This is a genomic window from Microcoleus sp. MOSTC5, assembly GCF_036701825.1.
GTDB lineage: Bacteria > Cyanobacteriota > Cyanobacteriia > Cyanobacteriales > Microcoleaceae > Microcoleus > Microcoleus asticus.
Map to the genome: position 1 here is coordinate 1 of NZ_JAUBRK010000137.1, position 4,804 is coordinate 4,804.

5 protein-coding genes and 1 pseudogene are annotated in these 4,804 nt (G+C 44.8%); 3 read left to right on the forward strand and 3 right to left on the reverse strand.

Translation table 11 applies throughout. The features are described 5' to 3' along the window. The first annotated feature begins 99 nt into the window (after positions 1-99). Positions 100-315, forward strand: a complete 216-nt coding sequence (locus tag QUA54_RS34695; RefSeq protein WP_445301615.1) for a GUN4 domain-containing protein — start codon at positions 100-102, stop codon at positions 313-315. A 24-nt stretch (positions 316-339) separates the two neighbouring features. Further along, the gene (locus QUA54_RS33685; protein ID WP_333419312.1) at positions 340-573 is read left to right on the forward strand and encodes a hypothetical protein; all 234 of its coding nucleotides are present in this window, start codon (positions 340-342) and stop codon (positions 571-573) included. 78 nt (positions 574-651) lie between these two features. On the opposite strand, the gene QUA54_RS33690 is transcribed toward QUA54_RS33685, so the two are convergent. Together QUA54_RS33690 and QUA54_RS34700 are read right to left on the reverse strand one after the other, a co-directional pair. Then, positions 652-1,020, reverse strand: coding sequence for a XisI protein (locus tag QUA54_RS33690; RefSeq protein ID WP_333419314.1), 369 nt, complete (start codon positions 1,018-1,020; stop codon positions 652-654). Then, positions 1,008-1,483 (reverse strand): annotated as a pseudogene (locus QUA54_RS34700) (element excision factor XisH family protein). Before QUA54_RS34700 ends, QUA54_RS33690 begins: the two are co-directional and overlap by 13 nt. A gap of 293 nt (positions 1,484-1,776) precedes the next feature. On the opposite strand from QUA54_RS34700, the gene QUA54_RS33705 reads away from it, so the two are divergent. Continuing rightward, positions 1,777-3,477, forward strand: a complete 1,701-nt coding sequence (locus QUA54_RS33705) for an ABC-F family ATP-binding cassette domain-containing protein (protein WP_332985790.1) — start codon at positions 1,777-1,779, stop codon at positions 3,475-3,477. 79 nt (positions 3,478-3,556) lie between these two features. Here QUA54_RS33705 and QUA54_RS33710 read toward each other — a convergent pair whose 3' ends face one another. Beyond that, on the reverse strand, positions 3,557-4,474 hold the full coding sequence (locus QUA54_RS33710; protein ID WP_333419317.1) for a fructosamine kinase family protein: 918 nt from the start codon (positions 4,472-4,474) through the stop codon (positions 3,557-3,559). Positions 4,475-4,804 lie beyond the last annotated feature (330 nt).

The following is a 4,804-nucleotide window of genomic DNA, read 5'->3' on the forward strand; positions in this document are numbered from 1 at the left end:
TTTAAACCATCCTAATCTTCCTTCAGTCTTGTCTTATGGTACTTTGGCTGCTTAAAAACTGTCCGGAGTATTGCTATTTTCACAAAACTTATTTATCCTATGAAGAAAGTTGGTAACATTCGCAATCAAATTTTTTATCTCGATATCGGTGTGGATACAGAAATCTATGAAGATCGTGTAGAAAGAATTCCCTGCACTGAGATATGTACAATGGAGAGGCGTTGGGTAAAATACAGTAGTGGACACTTTGGATTTAGAATCCAATCCGAAATTAATCTGCAGCTATATACACAATTTTATGAAGAGATTGTCTAATTCAATCGTAAAGAAAAAATTAATATGCCAGAAGAAGAAGTTCATCTCAGAACTGTTTTAAAAACACAGGATGCGTTTAAAAAACAGCTTAAATGGGATCAAGACTCTTTAATTTTTAACCATTCAGCACCAAGTGGTCACTTACCAAAAATACTGTGGGTAGATAGTATGACAGGTTACAATCACCAGGTTATGTTATTAAATAGAGTGACAAAATGCTGTACGCTCATGGGAGGGACGGCAGTGGCGAGAGAATAAATTACAAAGTTTTTGAAGTACGTGAAGCGAAGCTATCCCGTAGGGACTCGCCCTCCCACTCAAATCGCTTCCACTCCATCATACTTTCAAGGATTCTCGCTGCTGCTCCCTAGTAGGCACTCCATAAGCAGTATAAGGTCTAACATCAGGCGGTTGAAGCCCCAAAACAATTGATTTGGCCGGGACTCCCGCTGCAACTAACTCCTCAGCAATCAGGCGATCGGTATTATTTGCTTGAATCCACACCTGACCGTCAATAATATCAATATGAATCACGCAATGTTGAATGCGCTGCTCATTAAACCAACCTATATTTATTAACAGATAACGCTCATTTTCCAAATCAAAAATTATTTCATTTTGTATCCCACTGTCAAAAACGGGAATCTCAGCGTATTCAGTAAGGAGCTGCTTAACAAGTTTGCGATAATTATTTAAGCTATCCATTGTACTATTTCCTCTATTTTTGGGTTAAAAACAACCAAATTTAGGCGGTTATTATCTAGCAATATCTGACCCAGAATTTCTTCAAAAAGCTCTGTAAAAGCATTTAGTGGAAGTGCAAGATACAGTTGTCTTTCTGATTCCGTCCGTTTTAAGATGTCATAGTAAAGAGTATATTGACCCAAAGCTTGCTCTAAATCTGCAATTCTAGACTCTATGATAAAACTTTTAACTTCAACGGCTATCTGGCGATCGTTGTTCTCAGCAGCTAATAGCTGTTCGGCACCAAGATCGATAGGTTTCTATTCGCCCAAGCCAAGGGATACGGATCGCGGGTAATTGTCCAGCCAGCCTTAATGAGAGCCTGTTTGACAACTTGATGATAAATGTCTCTTGCGGGCACGATCGCTCTCTTTTGCGATCGAGGTTGACACTCACTATTATAATGTGCAGAAGTCTCAACCATTATTCGAGAAATTCAATCTGAAACAACACGATCGCCCGTTAGCGAAGCCCTCGAAGAGGATCGCCCCACCCAAATAGTCCTGAACCCATATCGAGGGCAGAAACCCGGTTTCTTCGTATATCTCTAGCCCAGAATCTGCGATTTTTCATAGAAACCCGGTTTCTTCGCGTAACTCCTACCAAATCAAAATCTGGCAATACGCTAAATATAATTAAAATTTGTTAAGATTAACTCGACCTCAGCGCCGGCATCCTATCCGCCGCTAAACCTGCCCTTCCCTAGTCCCCACAACAATGCTGCGACTCGAACACATCAGTAAAATTTACCCCACAGGCGTCGTACTCAAAGATGTCACCTGGGAAGTCAAGCCAGGCGATCGCATCGGCTTAGTAGGCGTTAACGGTGCCGGCAAATCCACCCAACTCAAAATCATCGCCGGCGAAATCGAACCCACTGCAGGCGAAGTCATTCGCCCCGCCAGCCTCCACATCGCCTACCTCTCCCAAGAATTTGAAGTAGATCCGACTCGCACCGTCAAAGAAGAATTTTGGCGCGCCTTCAGCGAAGCCAACGAAATACACGAATCGCTGATGCAAGTCCATCGAGACTTGGAAGCCTCCACCCCAGAAAATCTCGACGAACTGATCCACAAAATGGATCGGCTGCAACGGCAATTTGAAGGCTTAAACGGCTACGGTTTAGAAGCCCAAATTGAGAAAATTCTACCAGAAATCGGATTTGAATCCGAAGATGGCGATCGGCTTGTCAGCGCCTTCAGTGGCGGCTGGCAAATGCGGATGAGTTTGGGCAAAATTCTCCTGCAAAAACCCGATCTCCTGCTACTAGACGAACCTACCAACCACCTCGACTTAGAAACGATCGAATGGCTGGAAGTTTACCTCAAAGGGCTGATAACTCCGATGGTAATCGTATCCCATGACCGCGAATTTCTCGATCGGCTCTGCACCCAAATCGTCGAAACCGAACGCGGCGTTTCCAGCACCTACCTCGGCAATTACTCTTCCTACCTGCTGCAAAAAGCAGAAGCCAGAGAAGCCCAACTCAGCGCCTACGAAAGCCAGCAAAAAGAACTGGAGAAACAGCAAGCATTCGTTGAAAAATTCCGCGCCAGCGCCACTCGCAGCACCCAAGCCAAAAGCCGCGAGAAACAGTTAGATAAAATCGAACGCATCGAAGCGCCCACCGGCGGATTAAAAACTTTGCACTTCCGCTTTCCCCCCGCACCCCGCAGCGGCCGCGAAGTAGCAATAATTGAAGATTTGGTGCACACCTACGGCGACAAAATCCTATTTTTGGGAGCCGACTTATTAATTGAAAGGGGCGATCGCATAGCCTTTCTCGGCCCCAACGGCGCGGGCAAATCAACCCTGCTGCGCCTGATTATGGGTTTAGAAAAGCCTTCTGAAGGTACGGTCAAATTGGGAGGTCACAACGTCATCCCCGGTTACTTTGAACAGAATCAGGCAGAAGCCTTAGATTTGAATAAAAGCGTGATCGAAACAATTCACGACGAAGTACCCGACTGGAAAAATGAAGAAGTTCGGACTTTGTTGGGGCGTTTTCTATTCACCGGCGAAACAGTATTCAAACAAGTCGGCGCTTTGAGCGGCGGAGAAAAAGCCCGTCTGGCTTTAGCAAAGATGCTGTTGACTCCCGTGAATTTGCTAATTTTGGACGAGCCGACAAATCACCTCGACATTCCGGCTAAAGAGATGATGGAAGAGGCGATTCAGAATTATGACGGTACGGTAATTATCGTTTCACACGATCGCTATTTCATCTCCCAAGTCGCTAACAAAATTGTCGAGATTCGGGATGGAGAATTTCGCCCTTATTTGGGAGATTACCACTACTATCTCGATAAAATAGCTGAAGAAAAAGAACTGGCCAAGTTAGCAAAAATTGAAGCAGATCGAGTGGCTAAAAAGGCTGAAAAAGAAGCAAAGAAAAAAGCGGCTGCTAAGCAAAAATAAAGTTTCCACTGTCGCAGATAAACCTAACGTCCACGTTTATCTGCGTTCATCGGTGGTAAAAAAAGAATCTGATTCCTAACTAACCCAAAATTCGATTAATCATTTGATTCGCCTGGGACTCGTAACTCCCGCCAAACAAATTAAAATGATTCAAAATATGATATAGATTATAAAGAGTTTTGCGTCGTTCATACCCTGAATCCAAAGGCCAAACCTGATTATATCCCCGGTAAAACTCCGCAGGGAATCCACCAAATAGCTCAGTCATCGCGATATCAACTTCTCTATCTCCAAAATAGGCAGCAGGGTCAAAAATCACCGGTTCCCCCGCAGATGTCACCCCTGCATTCCCCCCCCACAAATCCCCGTGAACTAGCGAAGGTTGCGGTTCGTGACCTGCTAACAACTCAGGAATCACCTTTAAGAAACGTTTCTCTTGGGAAAAATGACCACCCCGACGCCTCGCCAATTTTAACTGATAACCAATCCGATGTTCAGCCCAAAATTCAGCCCAATTTGCCGTCCAGTTATTAATTTGAGGAGTTGAGCCGATCGTATTATTAATATCCCAACCAAAACATCCCCTTAGCAAGGCAGAATTAGCCTTTTCTCCCCCCCTTACCAAGGGGGGGCTGGGGGGGGTGTATTTGTGCATTGCCGCCAATTTGCGCCCCATTTCTTCCCAAGCTATATCGCCCCCGCGACTTCCCAACTCCAGCCATTCCAGCACAATATAAGCTGAATTCCCCTCAGTTCCCCAACAAATCGGTTGCGGTACTCGAATCGTCTGTATTTCCCGCATTTGCTGCAAACCCAGCGCCTCAGCTTCAAACATCGGGACTTGGGAAGCTTGATTTATTTTCGCGAAATAACTGCGGGAACTGCTGCTGATAGCATAGCCTTGATTGATGCAGCCGCCGCTGACTGAACGGCGATTGTCGATGGAAAATGTTTCTCCGGTTGCTTCAGAGATGTGCGCGGCAATTTTGTCCCACATAACATTAAATGGTTTTGAGGGCGATCGGGATTAGTTTATATAGCAATCCTAAATGATTTATGAGATAATAGCCAGAATCACTACATAATTTATCTATGTTAGAAGAGTTAACGGAATTTATCCAATCTAATCCCGATCCCCGCGAGTTGAAACGAGCAATTACCGTCTCTATGCAACTTAAAGGGTAATTGCTCAACTAGGGGAAAAAAGGGAGCCATCAATAGAGAGAGCTTGTTGAATAGATTGATAAGCAGCTGGGGGGGTGACGACCCGCCCCAAACCCATATTTAGTAAGGATTGAGCCAATTTGTGGTAAAAAAAGATAGGCAG